Origin of the sequence: Nocardia sp. CA-129566 (assembly GCF_050956075.1) — a bacterium.
Classification (GTDB): domain Bacteria; phylum Actinomycetota; class Actinomycetes; order Mycobacteriales; family Mycobacteriaceae; genus Nocardia.
On sequence record NZ_CP192085.1, the window covers coordinates 7,348,364 to 7,365,589 of the forward strand.

17 protein-coding genes are annotated in these 17,226 nt (G+C 65.8%); 10 read left to right on the forward strand and 7 right to left on the reverse strand.

Annotated features, from left to right (window positions below):
• The first annotated feature begins 137 nt into the window (after nt 1-137).
• On the forward strand, nt 138-3,566 hold the full coding sequence (locus ACQP0C_RS32540; RefSeq protein ID WP_433726224.1) for a protein kinase domain-containing protein: 3,429 nt from the start codon (nt 138-140) through the stop codon (nt 3,564-3,566).
• A 95-nt stretch (nt 3,567-3,661) separates the two neighbouring features.
• On the opposite strand, the gene ACQP0C_RS32545 is transcribed toward ACQP0C_RS32540, so the two are convergent.
• A complete protein-coding gene (locus ACQP0C_RS32545; RefSeq protein ID WP_433726226.1) occupies nt 3,662-4,126 on the reverse strand; it encodes a MarR family winged helix-turn-helix transcriptional regulator in 465 nt (154 codons plus the stop codon).
• Between the two features lie 147 nt (nt 4,127-4,273).
• On the opposite strand from ACQP0C_RS32545, the gene ACQP0C_RS32550 reads away from it, so the two are divergent.
• On the forward strand, nt 4,274-5,116 hold the full coding sequence (locus ACQP0C_RS32550; RefSeq protein ID WP_433726228.1) for an SDR family oxidoreductase: 843 nt from the start codon (nt 4,274-4,276) through the stop codon (nt 5,114-5,116).
• 279 nt (nt 5,117-5,395) lie between these two features.
• Here the strand turns inward: ACQP0C_RS32550 and ACQP0C_RS32555 are convergent, their stop codons facing one another.
• From ACQP0C_RS32555 to ACQP0C_RS32565, 3 genes are read right to left on the reverse strand one after another with little or no spacing between them, the layout of a single operon-like run.
• On the reverse strand, nt 5,396-5,560 hold the full coding sequence (locus ACQP0C_RS32555; protein ID WP_433726229.1) for an ester cyclase: 165 nt from the start codon (nt 5,558-5,560) through the stop codon (nt 5,396-5,398).
• Between the two features lie 27 nt (nt 5,561-5,587).
• Nucleotides 5,588-6,229, reverse strand: coding sequence for a 2'-5' RNA ligase family protein (locus tag ACQP0C_RS32560; protein WP_433726231.1), 642 nt, complete (start codon nt 6,227-6,229; stop codon nt 5,588-5,590).
• Nucleotides 6,230-6,234: 5 nt separating this feature from the next.
• On the reverse strand, nt 6,235-7,464 hold the full coding sequence (locus ACQP0C_RS32565; protein WP_433726233.1) for a hypothetical protein: 1,230 nt from the start codon (nt 7,462-7,464) through the stop codon (nt 6,235-6,237).
• 358 nt (nt 7,465-7,822) lie between these two features.
• On the opposite strand from ACQP0C_RS32565, the gene ACQP0C_RS32570 reads away from it, so the two are divergent.
• Genes ACQP0C_RS32570 through ACQP0C_RS32580 form a run of 3 tightly spaced genes read left to right on the forward strand, consistent with a single transcriptional unit; the run spans nt 7,823 to nt 8,779 of the window.
• Nucleotides 7,823-8,179 (forward strand): hypothetical protein, encoded by a 357-nt coding sequence (locus ACQP0C_RS32570; protein WP_433726235.1) that lies wholly within the window; start codon nt 7,823-7,825, stop codon nt 8,177-8,179.
• The gene (locus tag ACQP0C_RS32575) at nt 8,179-8,514 is read left to right on the forward strand and encodes a hypothetical protein (RefSeq protein ID WP_433726237.1); all 336 of its coding nucleotides are present in this window, start codon (nt 8,179-8,181) and stop codon (nt 8,512-8,514) included. The genes ACQP0C_RS32570 and ACQP0C_RS32575 overlap by 1 nt, the downstream gene beginning before the upstream one ends.
• Before the next feature lie 10 nt (nt 8,515-8,524).
• On the forward strand, nt 8,525-8,779 hold the full coding sequence (locus ACQP0C_RS32580; protein WP_433726239.1) for a hypothetical protein: 255 nt from the start codon (nt 8,525-8,527) through the stop codon (nt 8,777-8,779).
• Between the two features lie 35 nt (nt 8,780-8,814).
• Here ACQP0C_RS32580 and ACQP0C_RS32585 read toward each other — a convergent pair whose 3' ends face one another.
• The 3 genes from ACQP0C_RS32585 to ACQP0C_RS32595 form a co-directional block, all read right to left on the reverse strand.
• Nucleotides 8,815-9,960: a transposase gene (locus ACQP0C_RS32585; protein ID WP_433726241.1), complete on the reverse strand. Its 1,146-nt coding sequence runs from the start codon at nt 9,958-9,960 to the stop codon at nt 8,815-8,817.
• Between the two features lie 5 nt (nt 9,961-9,965).
• Nucleotides 9,966-10,511 carry a transposase gene (locus tag ACQP0C_RS32590; protein WP_433726243.1) on the reverse strand — a complete coding sequence of 182 codons (546 nt, stop codon included), beginning with the start codon at nt 10,509-10,511 and terminating at the stop codon, nt 9,966-9,968.
• A gap of 208 nt (nt 10,512-10,719) precedes the next feature.
• Entirely contained in the window at nt 10,720-11,022 is a 303-nt protein-coding gene (locus ACQP0C_RS32595; protein WP_433726245.1) for a DUF1330 domain-containing protein, read from the reverse strand.
• Between the two features lie 274 nt (nt 11,023-11,296).
• Between ACQP0C_RS32595 and ACQP0C_RS32600 the strand changes: the two genes are divergently transcribed.
• The 5 genes from ACQP0C_RS32600 (at nt 11,297) to ACQP0C_RS32620 (ending at nt 17,225) form a co-directional block, all read left to right on the forward strand.
• Nucleotides 11,297-12,562, forward strand: a complete 1,266-nt coding sequence (locus ACQP0C_RS32600; RefSeq protein WP_433726247.1) for a glutamate-5-semialdehyde dehydrogenase — start codon at nt 11,297-11,299, stop codon at nt 12,560-12,562.
• A gap of 84 nt (nt 12,563-12,646) precedes the next feature.
• Nucleotides 12,647-13,528: an AAA family ATPase gene (locus ACQP0C_RS32605; protein ID WP_354960336.1), complete on the forward strand. Its 882-nt coding sequence runs from the start codon at nt 12,647-12,649 to the stop codon at nt 13,526-13,528.
• A gap of 2 nt (nt 13,529-13,530) precedes the next feature.
• Nucleotides 13,531-14,955 carry a vWA domain-containing protein gene (locus tag ACQP0C_RS32610; RefSeq protein ID WP_433726249.1) on the forward strand — a complete coding sequence of 475 codons (1,425 nt, stop codon included), beginning with the start codon at nt 13,531-13,533 and terminating at the stop codon, nt 14,953-14,955.
• A gap of 8 nt (nt 14,956-14,963) precedes the next feature.
• Complete coding sequence (locus ACQP0C_RS32615) at nt 14,964-15,305, forward strand: MmcQ/YjbR family DNA-binding protein (RefSeq protein ID WP_433726251.1); 342 nt, start codon at nt 14,964-14,966, stop codon at nt 15,303-15,305.
• A 54-nt stretch (nt 15,306-15,359) separates the two neighbouring features.
• On the forward strand, nt 15,360-17,225 hold the full coding sequence (locus ACQP0C_RS32620) for an HSP90 family protein (RefSeq protein WP_433726253.1): 1,866 nt from the start codon (nt 15,360-15,362) through the stop codon (nt 17,223-17,225).
• The last annotated feature ends 1 nt before the right edge of the window (nt 17,226 follow it).

Consider the following 17,226-nt stretch of genomic DNA (forward strand, 5'->3'; position numbering starts at 1 on the left):
GATCGACCTGTCGGGACCAGCTGGTTTTCGCCTCGAGAGGTGAGTACATGAGTCGCTCGTGGTGCGGTCGGGGCGGCAGCCCGCCGCGAACGCGCGAATATCCGGGAAATCTGCGCCGATGATCGGCTGAGCGGTCGGTGTCCGAGAGTAGTGCTCAGGGGACGCAACGCGACCTGACTTTCGGCATCGCAGCGGAACTGGCTGCGGCCGGGTTGGCCGACGCTCGAGAAATCGGCCGCGGCGCATTCGGCATCGTGTACCGGTGCACCGACTCCGCACTCGATCGGGACGTGGCGGTCAAGGTTCTCGGCTCCACGGTCGATGACGAGGACCGGACCCGCTTCCTGCGCGAACAACGTGCGCTGGGGAAGTTCTCGACCCACCCGAACATCGTCCAGGTGCTGACGACCGACGTCACCCCGACCGGACGGCCGTTCATCGTGATGCCCTTCCACCCCAGGGGCTCGCTCGACGCACGGATTCGCGCGGACGGGCCGTTGTCGTGGCAGGAGGTACTGGCCGTCGGCGTGAAGCTGGCGGGCGCGCTGGCGACCGCGCACGCCTGCGGTGTCATACATCGCGACGTCAATCCCGCGAACGTGCTGATCAGCGACTACGGCGAACCGCAGCTGGCGGACTTCGGTATCGCGCGTATCGGCGGTGCGTTCGAGACGGCGGCCGGCGTCGTCGCGGGGACCCCGGCCTACATGGCTCCGGAGGTAATCCGCGGCGCACCTCCGACGGTTCGCTCCGATATCTACGGGCTCGGCGCGACGCTGTTCGCGGCGCTCACCGGCCACGCCGCGTTCGAGCGCCAGGCAGGCGAGTCGATGGTGGCGCAGTTCGTGCGCATCACCTCCGAACCCCTCCCCGACCTGCGATCCGCCGGTGTACCAGCAATGGTGTGCACTGTCCTGGAGGCCGCGATGGCCACCGAACCCGCCGACCGGCCGGCCACCGCCCGGGAATTCGGCGAGCGGTTGCGCACCGTGCAGTTCTCCTGCGGGCTGCCGGTGGACACGATGCCTGCCCCGGAGTGCGACGAATCCGTCGAAGCCGTCTCGGTCGTGGGCATGCAGCCGATCTCGCTGACAAGGTCGTCCGCCGCAACGGCGTTGCGGCCGCAATCGGCCCCGACAACCCGGTTCCGTCCACCGACGACACTGCGCCGGCTGGTCGATCGCCCGCGGTTGCTGGAGATCTTGCGGGAGGGACAATCCAGACGGCTGGTCCTCATTCATGGCCCGGCCGGCTTCGGCAAGAGCAGCCTGGCCGCACAGTGGGCGCACGCCCTCGAAGCGGACGGCGTCCGGGTTGCCTGGTTGGCGATCGCGGAGGACGACAACAATGCCGTGTGGTTCCTGAGCCACTTGGTCGAGGCGATTCGGCAAGTTCGCCCGACGCTGGCGAGCGAACTGACGCAGATTCTCGAGGAGCGTTCCGCTGGCGCGGCGCAGCAGGTGATGACGGCCTTGATCAACGAGATCCACGACAATGCGGAGTCCATTGCGGTCGTGATCGACGATTGGCATGAGGTGACCAGTCCGGCCACCCTCGCCGCGATGGAGTTCTTGCTCGACAACGGGTCCCACCACCTGCGATGGATTATCACCAGTCGCACTCGCACCGGTCTTCCGTTGGGGCGCATGAGCGTTCAGGACGAACTGGTGGAAATCGATGAGAGCGCACTGCGTTTCGATTCCGGGGAGACGACGGATTTCTTGGTCGGTGCGAAGAGATTGCACCTGTCGAACGCCGACGTCGACCGGCTGCGCGCGTCGACGGAGGGCTGGGTGGCCGCGCTGCAGCTCGCCTCACTGTCACTGCGCGGTAAGGAGGATCCCGGGAGCTACCTGGACCAGATCACGGGGCAGCACTACGCCATCGGCGAATACCTGATGGAGAACGTCGTCGGCGCACTCGAACCGACGATGCTCGACTTCGTCATGCGGACCGCGATCACCGACACCGTCTGTGGAGATCTCGCGGAGGCGCTGACCGGAGTGCGGTCCGGGCAGGAACAGCTCGAGGAGGTGCGGCGCCGAGACCTGTTCCTGCGCAGCGTCGATGACGAGCTGCGGTGGTTCCGCTATCACGCGCTCTTCGCGGATTTCTTGCGCCGCAGACTGATCCGGCAGCATCCCGGCTTGCTCGAACAGCTCCATCTGACCGCGTCGAACTGGTTCGCCGGGCACGAAATGGTCACCGAAGCCGTGGATCACGCACTCGCGGCCGACGCCGCCGAGCAGGCGAAACAGCTCGTGCAAGAACACGCCGACATGCTGATCGAAGATTCCCGGATGGCCACCTTCCTAGGGCTGATGAAAAAGCTGCCCGCCGAGATCACGGTTGCCGATCCGCGGCTGCAACTGTCGGTGGCCTGGGCCAATATCTCCCTCCAGCGCCCCGCCGCCACCCGAGCCGCGCTGGATCGCGTGGACGCGGCACTGGCAACCGCACCGAACGATCGCGAGACCGCGGAGCTGCGCATCCAGGCTGATGTGACGCGAGCCGCGGAATACCTTGTGACGGACCGTTTCAAGGATTTCCCCGATACCGCCGTGGCATGGCTACAGCAGCAGGTACGACCGTTCTTCGCCAGCGTCGCGGCCACCACCGCGGAAGCGGCCGCCTACTATCGTTTCGACTTTGCCGGCGCCCGCCGCTGGCATGCGTGGGCCGAGCCCTACCGGACCCGCATCAACGGCCCGGCCGGCGTCGTATACGGCGCCTGTATCGCCGGCCAAGCCGCCGCCGAAGAACTCGACATCGCCGGCGCCGAGGAGCTCTTCCGCTCCGCGCTCGCCCTCGCCCGAAATACCGGCAGCCAATCCCACGCGACCCGGCTGGCCAGCGGCCTGCTCAGCGAATTGCTCTACCAGAAAGGCCAATACACCGAAGCCGCCGAGCTGCTGGCATCCGGTCCCGGCGTGGCGAGCGGCGCCGTGGAATTCCTGATCGCCAACTACGGGACCGGTGCCAGGTTTGCGGCAGTACGCGGCGACCTCGAGGCCGCACGACAACGGTTGGACGAGGGGCAAACGGTCGCGGAGCACATCGTCCTGCCACGGCTGACCGCCCGTGTTTTGAACGAGCGGGTCCGACTGGGTCTGCCGATCACCGACGAAGACCGGCACATGCTCGAGCACCTTCCCGCCTACCAGCGGCAACCGAACCACCCACTCGCGATCACCGCCGAACTCACCCACGACTCGGCCATTCGTCTCCTACTCGCCCAACAGTCACCGGCCACCGCCGAGCGCGCGGCCGCCGCCGCCGCACAGATCGTCGCCGAAATCCGTACCCAACCCCGCCCCCGCGCGCTTCTGCAGGCTCAATTGCTGTACGGCGGTTGCCTTTCCGTCGCCGGACAAACCGATCAGGCGATCGCCTGCCTGGCTCCGGCCCTTTCTCGGTGCGCCGAACTCGGTCTCGTCCGGATGGCCGTGGACAGCGCCCCCGGGCTCGCGTCGGTCGTGGAAGCCCTGCTCGCCGCCCCGCAGACACCCGATCAGCCACCCCGGCCCTTCCTGCGACAGATCCTGAACGAGATCGAGCACACATAGTTCGTGCCGATGAAGCCTGCGGCAGCAGTGACCAGGCGGCGGGGCCATGACCGCCGACGCCTAGGTCGATGAGCCGGGCTGCGGGTGATCAATCGCTACGGTGATTCGATATCTGCGGGTGTGGTCTGTGTCGAGGTGATCAGTCGCAGTAGCGTGTTCAGGTCGTGACGCTGGCGTGGGCTGAGTACGTCGAGTGGGGGCACGGTGCTGAAGGCGAGGTCTTCCAGGGTTTGCCGTACGCGCTTGCCAGTGGCGGTCAAGGTGAGTACGCGTGCTCGCCGATCGGTTTGGTGCGGCTGCTTGCGAAGTAGGCCCTGAGACTCCAGACGGTCGACGGTTCCCGAGGTATTTGACAGGTCGGCGCCCAATCGTGCCGACAGATCCTTGAGGGTAAGGGGGTCGCAGAGTTCACGAAGCACCTTCGCTTGCACCGGCGTTACGCCCGCCTGGGCTGTGGCTGCGGCGAAGTGGGCACGCACAAGCCCCACCGCCTGCTGAAGGGCTTGGACCAGTTCGGCGTTGCTGGGGTTCTCGTCGGCGCCGGTTGGTTGCTGACTCATGTTTCTCACCGTAGCGGTCTCCGAGAATTAGTGGTGGTTGACCACCATATTTTGCTGTGATAGACATGTGGTCATCAAATGGTGGTAGACCACCAATATTGCGCTCCGGGGTGTCTCGGAACGCATCCAACTCGAACAGGAGCGCGCATGGACAAGCATTGCGTCGTTGTCACCGGAAGTACCCGCGGTCTCGGATTCGCTTTGGCCGATGCGTTTCTCGAGGCGGGCTGCGCGGTCGTGGTGTCGGGGCGAACCGAGAGTGCGGTCGGCGAATGCGTCGAGAAGTTGCGCTCGACACACCTGAACGCAAGGATCACGGGGGTTGCGGCCGACGTCGGTTGTCTCGAGGACGTCGAGGGCTTGTTCGCGGCCGCCACAGCCGCGTTCGGCCGCGTCGATCTGTGGATCAACAATGCCGGAATCGGCGGACACCCAGTACCTTTGGTCGAACTGACGGCGACGGAGATAGCCGACGTCGTGGCGGCGAATCTCACCGGCACCATGAACGGCTGCATCGTCGCGCTTGCCGGAATGCAGAAGCAGCAGACAACCGGTCAGATCTTCAACACCGAGGGTTTCGGAAGTAACGGCATGAAGCGCAACGGCATGGCGATCTATGGTGCCACTAAGCAGGCGATTCGCTATTTCACCCGGTCGGTGGTCAAAGAGGTCGCGGGCGGCTCGGTCCGGGTCGGCACCATCATCCCCGGGATCGTCGTCAGCGACATGCTGGCCGAGCAGTACCGGAGGGCCTCGCCCCGCAGACGCGGGCTCTACTCGGCTTTTGCCGATCTACCCGAAACCATTGCGGCGGACCTCGTTCCACGGTTGCTCACGAACCAGGAACACGGCGCTGTCATGTCCTGGTTGTCACCGGCCGACATGGTCGGGCGGGTGCTTCGACCCAAGTACAAGAAGCGCGGGCTGTTGGCGGCACTTGATGCTCCATCGGAAGACAGCGAGCGCATCGGCAGCGGTGCCCCGGGCTGAAACGGTAACGACCTCAGTCCATTACGTGTCGGAATGAGGTCGTTGACTGTGATCGTTTCGGGGAGCTGTTACGTGGTGGGCCGGGTGAACTCACCGTCTTGCACGCCTGCCGCGAAGGCATCCCACTCGCCGTCAGGTGATTGCGGACAAAGGCGAACTGGGCTTCGACTGGAGCCGGGTCAGCCCGGCTAGCTCGACTCGCTAGGCGCGCGGACAGCACTGCGCCCCTTCAGGATCGCGTCATGGCCGTCGGTAGCAGTTGGCCGCAGCTGTGGCGGGTCATTCTCTGTTCTGAAGCGGCGCAGCGTATGCCCAATGCTCGATAAGCAGGCCGTCGACGACGCGGACCATGTCGACGCCGCCGGTCACGAAAGGCTTGCCGGTAGGTGCAGCGCCGAAGAAGTCGCCGGTATGGGTACCTCGGGAGTAATCCCCGGTTGGCAAGTACCCTGTCCCACCTGGTTGGTGACATCAGGTGCACAGATGTGGGCCAAGGGACACGTTGGCGATCTCGCGCCATTCGTATCGGTGGTTGTCGCGATTCAACTCGATCAGCGATACCGCTGTGACGCGCTCGACAACCTCGATGTGGCTCAACTCGTTTCGCTCGAGTAGATCGCGGAGGTCGGTCATCGATGCCTCCCCGGTGGAGTAGGCGAGTGTCAGGTGCGGCTGGAAACGGTCGTTGCGTTCGGGCACATTTTCGTTACCCCACACATCTGCGATGGCTCGTTGCAGTGCGTACCGCACCTGCTGGAAGCCATCGGGGTTCGCGATCGGCATCCCGATGGTTTCTTCATCCACGACGGGCGGTCCGATCCGTGCGTCGAATGGTTCACGCTGGGAAAGGTGATCGTTGGCTGCGTCAGCGATACGTTCGGCGTCTCGGGCCGCTACCTCGTCGGTGAATCCGATGCCCTGGATCGTGATGTGTAGTCCTTCCTTGGCAACGGGGTCCATCGTGTGGACCTGTGTCAGCGTCGGTTCGAACAGGTCGACGAGCCGTTCGACGGGGGAGTTGTCCGTGAAGGTTATGTGCCAGGTGTAGAACGACCGGTCGAGCTTCCAGCCGGGCCGCCACCACCAATGATCATGTGTCGAATCGTCGGCCATGAGAGTCAGTTTCCGTTCGTCCCGGCTGCGAGGGCTGGCAAGGTTCCGAAATCGGCGAGTTGTCGAAATGCCGATGCGACATCGTCGATGTCGGCGACGCTGCTCGCGGCTCCGGTTGTCTCGCGTGCCAATTGGGCGATTTCGTCGATCCGTTGGATCAGGGGCCCGACACGGTGTTCGACCGGTGTTGTTGCCGCGACCTCGGCCAGCTCGGTCGCGGCGACGTCGAGGTCGCCAAGCGCGACGTATCCCTTGATCTGCTGGCAGCGGACCATGCGTTCGGAGCCGAGGTTGCGCATTGCTGGTGGGGCGTTGCGGAACTGGTCGAGAGCGATTGCGGCGAACTGGATCGACTTCGCTGGCTCCTCGTTGACAAGTGCGGTGTCGGCCCAATATCCACCGGCGCGTTCGATCGAGCAGGAGAATGGCCCGGCGAATCGGTCACACTGTGGCTCGCTGATCAGCTGGGCTGCGATTTCGAGAGCGTTCTGAAGCGCTGTGGCGGATTCCTCCCCTCGGCCGAGGCGAGCGAGATCGATGGCCCTAGCGCTGGCCAGGATGAGGACCGCTGTGCCGGTATCGGCGTACGTGAGTCCGTCTGCGGCGGCCTCGGCGGCGTGGTCATACTGCCCGCGCCAAGCCGCCGCCGTGTTCTGGGCGGCCCGGATCCAGGCACGCAATTCATTGTCCTCGGTGTTGTCGGCAAGAGCCCATGCGGCGCGGAGATGCCGCTCTGCGATATCCGGATTCCCGAGGTCCGTGGTGATCCAGCCCAAAATTGTCATGGACCATCCGGCAATTCCGTACAGTTCGGCGCTCTGACTCGGGCGTTGCCCTCCGTGCAGCAACTCGATCGCCCGATCCCGGGTCTGGACTACGCGCCCAAACAGCGGCAGCGTAGGCGATTTCAAGTACTCGCGGGTCACCCAACGCAGGTTGTCCTCGAGGTCCGCGATGGTCAGCGGCCCCACGTTGGTCGTCTCCGCCCATGCCAGCAGTGATGCCGATTCATCGGCTGTCGCAACCAGGAGGCCTTCGTCGCTCGGCCGACGACCGGTCTCAGGGTGGGAGTTCGTTGCGACGGCGCTCCAAAACCGTTGTTTCGCATCGTCGGGTGCATCCTCCAGAACCTGATACAGCAGGCGCTTACTCGACTCGTGCATATTCGACGTCTGCCCGGACTCCCAGAGGCTGAGGGTCCGTTTGGTGACGCCGACGATGCGCGCGAACTCCATTGGGCTACGCCGCATCGCTTCGCGGAGGGCTCGTGTCTCTGTAGGCGTCCACTCGATATCCACCATACGGTTCGCTCCCCCTGCGTAGACCAGTGCCGAACAGCAAATTACCCGCTCTTAACCCTTCTCGCGCCGGTTCTGCACTGTTATGGACCGGATTCCTTGCCGCAGGCTCATTGCGGCACCCGATGCAGGTCGCAGGCAATTTCCGTCCGGGATGCACACCACCGGTCAGCGGAACTGTAGGTCACGGCTGGAGACGACGTCAGGGCCGCATCGACTGCCGCCTGGGAGATGTAATGCCGATCCAACTGAACACCCAACAACGCGAAGGCCTGGAGCGATGACGAACAATCAAGTGGCAGAATCACATACAGAAAGATCCGACGCGCCGAAGGCCGTTGGATTCGTACGCGGTGACGTGTCCGGACTTGCCGCACCCCGACATGCGAACGCCGTAATGCAGCACGCGCGGCTACTGGGCTACCAGTACGTTTACACGGTACGGCCCCCGCAGGACATCCCCGATCCGATCGGGTACGCCCTCGGGATCGCCGCCGGGCTGGGTGTGGCCGCGATCGTGGTCTACGACCTGGCTCAGGTCGATGATCAACCAGCGCGGGTGTGTGAGGACTTCGATCTCGAAACCGTTTGTCCCGCAACCACATGGGCGAGGGTCGCGTGCCCGGCCATCCCCGAGACAGGGGCGGCGTGATGCGCGAGGACACGATCGTCACGCCGCCGAGGGTTTGCGGGTATGCCGATATCGCGTTGGCGCATGAGCAGATGCGCGAGCATCGCGCCTGTCGGATCGGCAGGTGCGTGTGGAAGGCGGCGGCCTATTACACGCTGGTCGATGCGGGTCGACTCGCGCCGCAATCGTTGACCCCGCGCGAGCGCGCCGCCGCGCGCGGGCTCGAGTTCCCGGCACTGGATCGCGAGGGCTGCGCGCAGGGCGGGCCGACAATTCGAACACTGCGTGAGGTGCTGGACAGACTCAACGAGCTGGTACTACCGATTCCGGGCGCGGACAGCGGCGGCGACGGCTGACGAGCCGGAGATGAGTGAGTATCGCACCGAGGTGGAGGGCTGGCAGGTGAGCTGGCGACTCGACCATCGACGCATTCGAATAATGCTGGTGTGCAATGTATTCGAATCGGAGCCGCTGATTTCGATATCGAGCGCGGCCGCCGCGCCGGACCTGGTGCAGGTTCGTGAGCGGTTCCCGGAACTGGCGCGGTTGTGGGACGCGGTACGGCACGAGTACTGGACGGAATCCCTATCTGCTAAGGGGCGCTCGCCGGGGACGATCTGAGCTTGACTCTGTCGGTGATCTTGTGGATTACAAGATCAGTTGCTGACTGCGCGCCAGGACCGCAGCCGGGGAATTCCCTTCTGGTCCAGGTGGTTTTGGAAGGCTGTTGGTGGCCGGGCCGGGGATAGCTCGTCTGGTAGCAGTCCTGCGCTGAGTCGTTCGACGTTCACGGCGATGGCGGTGAGTACGTGCTGGACGTGGGCCTTGCGCTGGCCGCGGTAGCGGCATTGCCGCATGCCGTGCCCGTGCGCGAATTCGCAGACGGTGCCCTCGATTCCCGAACGCACGGCATATCTCTGCTGCCAGGAGAGGCTCTGCTGTTCGGCTCGGGCCTGGACTTGCAGGTCGAGGAGTTCTCGTGGGGGAAATCCCACGTTGCGGGCGCTGTCGCGGGAGGTGGTGCACTGGCTGCGGACCGGGCATGGCTGGCACTGGGCCTTGGTGAACCGTGCCACGATCAGCGGGGCCGCGGTGGGCGATGACGTCGGGTAGGGGCCGTGCCATCCCTTGCTGACCTGACCCTGCGGGCAGGTCACCCGTCGGCGGTCGAAGTCGATGTGGAAGTCGTCTCTGCCGAAGCCCTCGTTCTCGCGGTGCTGGCGGGTGGGGTTGCCTGGTAGCGGCCCGCTGACCGTGACCTGGTGTTCGCGGGCTGCGCGCGCCACGTGGACCAGGGAGGTGTAGCCGCCGTCGACCAGGTGCTCGGTGGGAAGCAGCGCGCGACGCTGTAGGCGAGTGTGGATTCCGGGAAGGACCTGGGCATCGTTTGTGGTGGCCGGGGTGGTGGCCACGTCGGTGATCACGTTGGTGCCCTCGGGTGCGCAGGTTTCGGTCAGGTGGACCAGGAACCCCTTCCACCTGGTGACTTGTCCCCGGCGCGCGTAGCGGGCTTGGATGTCGTAGGGAGAAACGATCGCCACGGCCGAGGGTGGCAGACCGCCGTCATCGTCAGTGCGCCAACGAAGGCGGCCTTTGTCATCGCGGTAGTAGTTCTGCAGGACGATCTGCCGCAGAGCCTGGATCTGGGGGCCGGACAGGTAGTGCGGCTCGTGCCCTCGCAGATGCTCCAGCAGTCGGCAGGCGTCCTCGCCGGCGGTGAGGATCCTGGTTTTGGGCCGGGTGGGATTCTTGCCCAGGCGCACCGGGCGGCCGTAGCGGCGCCCCCAATCCTCATCGACCACACCGGTCAGGACGTGCGGGGCACAACGGGCAAGTTCTTCGAGTGCCGCGCGGACAGCCTCGGTGACCAGCTCGAGCCGGTCAGGTCGCGCACCGCGGCCAACACGTGGGTGGAGTCGGTGCGCTGGGTAGTGCGCTCGCGCACCAGTCCGGCAGCGGTGAGCCGGGCCAGAGCAAGATCGAGCAAGCGGTCAGCGCGGTCGCCTTCGGCGAGCCGGTCACGGAAATCGCTCAGCACGCTGTGGTGGAAGCCTGGGTCGTCCAACTCCAGGCCGAGCGCGTACTTGAAATCGATACGGCAGCGCACGGCCTCGGCCGCCTGCCGGTCGGACAGGTCCAGCACGTACTGCAGCACGCACACGGTGGCCAGTTGGGCCGGGGACAGACCCGGCCGCCCGTCGCGCGGATACCAGTCGGCGAAATCCTCGTTGCTCCATAGGCTTTCGAGCCGATCACGTATCCACATGGCCGTGGTGCCGCGGGGATTACTGGCGCGGGCCACCCGCACAGTCAGCAGCGGGACCGTCTTGGCCGGACCGGGTCCGAGTGACATTCACCTGTTCCTTCAAGGGACGCAGCAGTATTCGCGCCTCGCAGTGTGGCAGCCCGCCAGCCGCTACATACACCGAATTTCAAGATCACCGACAGAGTCAAGCTGAGAGGGCGTCCGAGAACTCTGTTGGGGCCGCGTGATGTGCTGTGGTATGGGGTGTTCGGAGATCGCATGGCAGCTCGCGCCGCGATGCTGGGTTCGATGTCGGTCAGCTCGGTGTGGTCAGTCCCTCTGCGAATAGCAGCCGCCGATCGAGTGCCTGTTCCCGAATTCGCAGGGCGACAGCGTATTCGGCGGATTTGTACCACTCGCGCAGTTGTTCGGCGGTGGGGAACTCGACAATGACCAGGCGTCGCTGATCGTCCCACGCGCCTTCGGCGGCCTCCGGTACGATTCCACGCACCAGATAGCGCCCGCCGTAGCGGGCGATCGATGCGGCTGCCAGCTCTCGATAGCGTTGTGCGAGTGTCTCGTCGAGTGCTCGGACCTCGGAGATCACATAGGCTGTCATGTCTTCATTATGCAAACGCTCGAGTGTCACTCGAGTCTCGAACATTCGCACATCGGCTGCGAGCGACAATGTTCATCTGTATCTGTCGGCTCAGGTGTGCTCGTCGGTGGTGCGGGCGAGGGTTCGGATGGAGCGACCGACCAGGCGCGCGGCGATCGTCTGATTCGAGCCATCGCCACCGCGGGTATGCACTCAGCGCCCGATCCGACTTTTCCCTGATGCCGCCCGGGAATGGGTGCTGAGGCCATTCGAACCGCTCAGTAAGCTGTCAGTCATGACGGTAGGGACGACGACCGGCCAGGACATCCGCGAGGCGGTGCACGATGCGGCGCGGAAGGCTCGGGTGGCTTCGCGGGCGCTCGCACAGTTGACCACGGCGCAGAAGAACGAGGCGCTGCATGCGGCGGCGGATGCGTTGCTGGCGGCGGCCGATACCGTGCTCGCCGCCAATGCCGAGGACATCGCGGCCGCGCAGGCGGCGGGGACCGAGGAGTCGCTGCTGGATCGGCTGCGGCTGACCAAGGCGCGCATCGACGGCATTGCCTCGGGGCTGCGCCAAGTGGCCGGGCTGCCCGATCCGGTCGGCGTGGTCGTGCGTGGGTCGACGCTGCCCAACGGGCTGGAGATCCGTCAGGTCCGGGTGCCGCTCGGTGTGGTCGGCATGGTCTACGAGGCCCGCCCGAATGTCACCGTCGACGCATTCGGACTCGCACTCAAATCCGGCAATGCGGCGCTGCTGCGCGGTTCTTCCTCGGCCGCGCACTCCAATGCCGCACTCGTCTCGGTGCTGCGGGAAGCCCTTGTCGCACTGGACATTCCAGCGGATGCGGTGCAGCTGCTGCCGAGCCACGATCGCGCTAGCGTGACCCATCTGATCCAGGCCCGCGGCCTGGTCGACGTGGTCATCCCGCGCGGCGGGGCCGGCCTGATCAACGCCGTGGTCCGCGACGCCCAGGTGCCCACCATCGAGACCGGCACCGGCAATTGCCACGTCTACGTGCACGCCGCCGCCGATCTGGAGATGGCCGAGCAGATCCTCATCAATGCCAAGACCCGCCGTCCCAGCGTGTGCAATGCGGCCGAGACGGTGCTCATCGACGACGCGATCGCGGCCACGGCGGTGCCCCGGATGATCGAGGCACTCGAACGGCACGGCGTCACCGTGCACGGCGACCTGCCCGGGCTGGTACCCGCCAACGATCAGGACTGGGGCGAGGAGTACCTCACCCTCGACATCGCACTCAAGGTGGTCGAGAACCTGGACGCGGCCGTCGAGCACATCAATACCTGGGGCACCGGCCACACCGAGGCCATTGTCACCGGCGATCTGGCCGCGGCCCGCGAATTCACCGGCCGCGTCGACGCCGCCGCCGTCATGGTCAACGCCTCCACCGCCTTCACTGACGGTGAGCAGTTCGGCTTCGGCGCCGAGATCGGCATCTCCACCCAGAAACTGCACGCCCGCGGCCCGATGGCGCTGCCGGAACTGACCTCGACCAAGTGGATCGTCTGGGGCGACGGCCAGATCCGTCCGGTGTAGATTTCGTGCGGTGTAAGAACCGCCGAGCGCCTGCTCCGGACCCTCCCGTAGCGTGCAGGGTGGTTTCGAGGGAAGGACGCAAAGGTGGCTACCGAAAGCGCAGTGCAGGAGCCGATCTTCACATCGGTCGACGATGTGATCGAACGGCTTGCCACGACCGGATACCTGGCCGATAAGGCGACCGCTACGTCGGTATTCCTTGCCGACCGGCTCGGCAAGCCGCTGCTCATCGAGGGTCCGGCCGGTGTCGGCAAGACCGAACTGGCCAGGGCGGTGGCGCAGACCGCTGGCGCGGAACTGGTGCGCCTGCAGTGCTACGAGGGCGTCGACGAGGCCCGCGCGCTGTACGAGTGGAACCACGCCAAGCAGATCCTGCGCATCCAGGCGTCCAGCGAAAACGACTGGGAAGAGACCAAGGCCGACGTCTTCACCGAGGAATTCCTGCTCTCCCGCCCGCTGCTGACCGCGATCCGGCGCGCCGATCCGACCGTGCTGCTCATCGACGAAACCGATAAGGCCGATGTCGAGATCGAGGGGCTGCTGCTCGAGGTGCTCAGCGATTTCGCGGTCACCGTGCCCGAGCTCGGCACCATTACCGCCAGCCGCAAGCCGTTCGTGGTGCTGACCTCCAATGCCACCCGCGAACTGTCCGAGGCGCTCAAGCGCCGCTGCCTCTACCTGCACCTGGACTTCCCGGACGAAGAACTCGAGCGCCGCATCCTGGCCAGTCGGGTTCCGGAACTGTCCGCCGCGGTCGCCGCCCAGCTGGTGCGGATCGTGCACGTGCTGCGCGGTATGCAGCTCAAGAAGCTGCCGAGTGTCGCCGAGTCGATCGACTGGGGACGCACCCTGCTCGCGCTCGGCATGCAGGATCTCGACGACACCACCGTGCGCGCCACGCTGGGGGTCGTGCTCAAACATCAGGCCGACCACCAGCGCGCGCTGGCCGAGCTGAAGCTGGCCTGATCATGGCGGCCGGATCGGTGCCCGCGACACCCACAATCAATGCGCCGCACGGGCTTTCGGGGCATCTTGTCGGTTTCGTCGAGGCATTGCGGGCGCGCGGCATCGCGGTGGGTCCCTCGGAGACCGTGGACGCGGGCCGGGTGGTGTCGGTGCTGGATCTGATGGACCGCGAGGTGTTGCGCGAGGGTCTGGCCTGCGCACTGCTGCGCCGCACCACGCATCGCAGCACCTTCGACGGCCTGTTCGACCTGTGGTTCCCCGCCGCGATCGGCGAGCGCGGCGGCACACCGGATGACCTCGAGATTCCGCGCACGCCCACCGGCGAGGTCGACATGCCCGCACTGCGCGGATTGCTCGCGGCATTGCTGAGCCGCGAGGATTCCGCACAGCAGCTGGAAATGATCGCCGCGCAGTTGGTCGAGCAGCTCGGGCAGTACGAGTCCTCGCGCGGCCCCTCCTTCTCGGCGTACCGCACCCTGCGCGAGGTGCAGCCGGAAACCCTGCTGGCCCGGATTCTGGCGGGCCTGGGCGCCGGACCGGACACCAGCGAATTCGACACCGAGGTCGCCCGCCGGATCGGCCGGGCGCGCATCGCCGGATTCCGCGCCATCGTGGAGGCGGAAACCCATCGGCGGGTGGCGGAGAATATCGGGCGGGAGCGCGTCGCCAACTATGCCGTCGCGCGGCAGGCGGAGGATGTCGATTTCCTGCGAGCCTCGGAAACCGAGCTCATGGAGCTGCGCCGCAGCACCCAGCGCCTGGCCCGGATACTGGCGTCCCGACTGGCCGTGCGACGCAGACATGCGCGCCGCGGCGAGATCGATCTGCGCAAAACGCTGCGCAAATCCATGTCCACCGGCGGTGTGCCCATCGACCTGGTGAACCGTAAACCACGCCCGGGGCGCCCCGAGTTGGTCCTGCTCTGCGATGTGTCCGGTTCGGTGGCCGGATTCAGCAACTTCACGCTGCTGCTCGTCAGTGCGCTGCGCGAACAGTTCTCCCGGGTGCGCATTTTCGCGTTCGTGGACCGCACCGATGAGGTGACCCGGTTCTTCGATCCGAACACCCAGCTGGACCAGGCCATGGCACGCATCTTCACCGAGGGCAAAGTGGTCGGCCTGGACGGACACTCCGACTACGGCCATGCGCTCACCTGCTTCGCCACGGACTGGCCCGATGCCGTCACCGCCCGCAGCTCACTGCTGATCCTCGGCGATGCCCGCACCAATTACCGCGACCCGCGACTGAATACGCTGCGCCAACTGGTGCAGACCGCCAAACACGCGCACTGGCTCAATCCGGAGAAGGAAAGCAATTGGGGCTCAGGCGATTCCGCTGCGGATAAGTACCGCGAAGTGATCGAGATGCACGAATGCCGCTCGGCCAAACAGCTGACCGCGGTGGTGTCGCGGCTGCTGCCGGTGTAGGAGCGACAGTGAATGACGCGCGGGTGCTGAAGTACTGCTTGGCGAAACCCGGTGCCTGGCAGGACGAGCCGTGGGAGGGCGATATCGTCGCCAAGGTCGGCGACAAGATTTTCGCCTTCCTCGGATCGACATCTATCGGGCTCAAGTGCGGGCGCAATCGGGAGGAGGCCGACGAGCTGGTGCGGATCTACCCGGACGACGTTTCGGCATCGGCCTACATCGGCCGCTACGGCTGGAATGTCATACAACTCGGCGGTGCGGTGTCCGATGACGAACTGCGTGAACTCGTCGATCAGTCCTACGACGCGGTTGTAAGCAAACTCCCAAAGTCGAAGCGTCCTGGCTGTTAACACCATCAGCGTTCGTTAAGAGAACTGTTGGCGGCGCACACCAGGATGCGCTCCATGGTGAACAGCGCACCGGGTGGTGCATGGTCGGGGTCGGACCGCATCGGTGATGGGAATTACTCGTTTCAGGTCGATCTGCGCGGAATCGTCGATCTCTTATCGCATCACTTGTACTCGAGTCCGCGGGTGTACATCCGCGAGCTGTTGCAGAACGCGGTCGATGCCGTCACCGCGCGCACCCAGCGCGATGCCTCGGCGCCCACCGCGATTCGACTGGTCATCGACGAATCGGGGCTGCGGATAACCGATCCGGGCATCGGTCTGACCGAGGCGGATGTGCATCGGTTCCTCGCCACCATCGGGCATTCGTCCAAGCGCGACGATATCGAGGGCGCGCGCCGAGAGTTCCTGGGGCAGTTCGGCATCGGACTGCTGGCCTGCTTCACCGTCGCCGAGACCATCCGGGTGGTCACCCGCTCGGCCGTCGATCCGACCGCCGCGCCTGTCGAATGGCGGGCCGCCGCCGACGGCACCTATGCGCTGCGCCGACTCGATCCAGCGCAGCGTCAAGAGCCCGGCACCACAGTGCATCTCACGCCACGAGCCGGTGCGCAGGCATGGTTCACCCCCGGGCGGGTGCTCGACCTGGTCCGTGAATACGGTTCGCTGCTGCCCTACGAGGTGACGGTCGAGGCGAACGGCACCGGACTGCGCGCGACCGATGGGCCGCCGGTGTGGCGGCGCGGCTATGCGTCCGCGGCGCAGCGACGGGCGGCGCTGTTCGAATACGGCGAGCGCACGCTCGGCTTCACCCCGTTGGATGTGATCGAACTCGATGCCGAACTGGCCGGAGTCAGCGGCGTCGCCTTCGTGCTGTCGCAGCCGGGCAATCCGGCCGATCCCAGCGCCCACCGGGTCTATCTCAAGGGCATGCTGCTCGGTGACGCGGTGCGCGGATTGCTGCCGGACTGGGCCTTCTTCGTGCGCTGTGTGATCGATACCGACAGTCTGCGCCCGACCGCCTCGCGCGAGGGACTCTACGAAGACGAACGCCTCGCCATCATCCGCGACACCCTCGGGAATCGAATTCGGGACTGGCTCACTGAAATCGCCGCCGAACAGCCCGAGCGGCTTGCCGCGTTCCTGTCCGTGCACGCGCTCGGCGTCAAGGCGATGGCCAGGCACTCCCCGGACATGCTGCGGATCATGGTGCCGCACTTGCTGTTCGAGACGACCGATGGCCGGGTTGCGCTGACCGAATTCGCACGCAACCATCCCGCGGTGCGGGTGACGACAACGGTCGAGGAATTCCGCCAGGTGGCCGCCATCGCGGCCGCACAGGGCATCGGGGTCGTCAACGGCGGCTACACCTACGATGCCGAACTCGTCGCCCTGCTGCCCGCGATCCTGCCCGATGTCACGGTCACCGAACTGGACGCGGCCGCGGTCACCAACGCCCTCGACCCGGTGGATCCGCCCGACGAACTGGCGCTGGCCCCGGTGCTCGCCGCCGCCCGCACGGCACTGGATCCGCTGTCCTGCGATGTGATTCTGCGTGCGTTCCACCCGGTTTCGGTGCCCGCGCTGCATCTGGACAGTCGCGGCGCGCGCAATGAACGAACCCGGGTCGAGACCACGGTCGGCGCCGACGAACTCTGGACCGAAATCCTCGGCGCATTGGAAGCGAGCGCGCCCCGGGCACAGTTGGTGTTGAACCACCACAGTCCGGTGGTGCGCAGGCTGAGCCGCATCGACGATCCCGCCTTCCTGAAGACGGCCATCGAATCCCTCTATGGCCAGGCGTTGCTGATGACACACCGGCCGCTGCGACCGGCCGATACCGCGCTGCTCAATCGCGCGTTCGGCGAATTCCTCACCTGGGCGACCCGGCGCGCGGCGGGCGAGACCGCGGAGGAGGCCTGAG

Coding starts and splice junctions, on each gene's coding strand:
- ACQP0C_RS32560 (WP_433726231.1), bottom strand. CDS start 6,229: ATGGCCGACGATTCGACACATGATCATTGGTGGTGGCGGCCCGGCTGG.
- ACQP0C_RS32575 (WP_433726237.1), top strand. CDS start 8,179: ATGCGCGAGGACACGATCGTCACGCCGCCGAGGGTTTGCGGGTATGCC.
- ACQP0C_RS32565 (WP_433726233.1), bottom strand. CDS start 7,464: ATGGAGTTCGCGCGCATCGTCGGCGTCACCAAACGGACCCTCAGCCTC.
- ACQP0C_RS32610 (WP_433726249.1), top strand. CDS start 13,531: ATGGCGGCCGGATCGGTGCCCGCGACACCCACAATCAATGCGCCGCAC.
- ACQP0C_RS32620 (WP_433726253.1), top strand. CDS start 15,360: ATGGTGAACAGCGCACCGGGTGGTGCATGGTCGGGGTCGGACCGCATC.
- ACQP0C_RS32595 (WP_433726245.1), bottom strand. CDS start 11,022: ATGACAGCCTATGTGATCTCCGAGGTCCGAGCACTCGACGAGACACTC.
- ACQP0C_RS32550 (WP_433726228.1), top strand. CDS start 4,274: ATGGACAAGCATTGCGTCGTTGTCACCGGAAGTACCCGCGGTCTCGGA.
- ACQP0C_RS32590 (WP_433726243.1), bottom strand. CDS start 10,511: ATGTCACTCGGACCCGGTCCGGCCAAGACGGTCCCGCTGCTGACTGTG.
- ACQP0C_RS32545 (WP_433726226.1), bottom strand. CDS start 4,126: ATGAGTCAGCAACCAACCGGCGCCGACGAGAACCCCAGCAACGCCGAA.
- ACQP0C_RS32580 (WP_433726239.1), top strand. CDS start 8,525: ATGAGTGAGTATCGCACCGAGGTGGAGGGCTGGCAGGTGAGCTGGCGA.
- ACQP0C_RS32600 (WP_433726247.1), top strand. CDS start 11,297: ATGACGGTAGGGACGACGACCGGCCAGGACATCCGCGAGGCGGTGCAC.